The organism is Corynebacterium sp. HMSC074C01 (genome assembly GCF_001814605.1).
Taxonomy (GTDB): Bacteria; Actinomycetota; Actinomycetes; order Mycobacteriales; family Mycobacteriaceae; genus Corynebacterium.
Genome location: NZ_KV817265.1, coordinates 1 through 363, shown reverse-complemented (window position 1 = coordinate 363; position 363 = coordinate 1). Strand labels below are relative to the sequence as shown.

The following is a 363-nucleotide window of genomic DNA, read 5'->3' as shown; positions in this document are numbered from 1 at the left end:
CGCCGAGGATTTGTCGGGGTGTTTCGTTGAGCTCATTTTGCACCCACGCGACATGTTCGGGTGTGACGGTGGCAAAGTCGGTGCCCTTTTTGTAGAACCTGCGCCTGATCTCGCCGTTGGTGTTCTCGTTGGTTGGTCTCTGCCACGGTGAGTGCGGTTCACAGAAAAACACCTGGCAGCCGTCTTTAATCTGGACTTGTGCTGTGACAGCCATTTCTGCGCCTTGGTCCCATGTGATGGTCTTTAGCTGCTCGGTGTTGAGGTCTTTGACCATGTCCTGCAGGGTTGCGACCACGGTGTGTGAACTGTGCTCATCGGGAAGGTGTCCAAGCAGGGTGTAACGGCTGGGGCGCTCTACTAGGG

Annotated in this window: 1 protein-coding gene; it reads right to left on the bottom strand. The window is 56.2% G+C overall.

Translation table 11 applies throughout. The features are described 5' to 3' along the window. A partial coding sequence (locus HMPREF2978_RS02320; RefSeq protein WP_143342259.1) for an IS30 family transposase occupies positions 1 to 363 on the bottom strand: 363 nt, incomplete at both ends.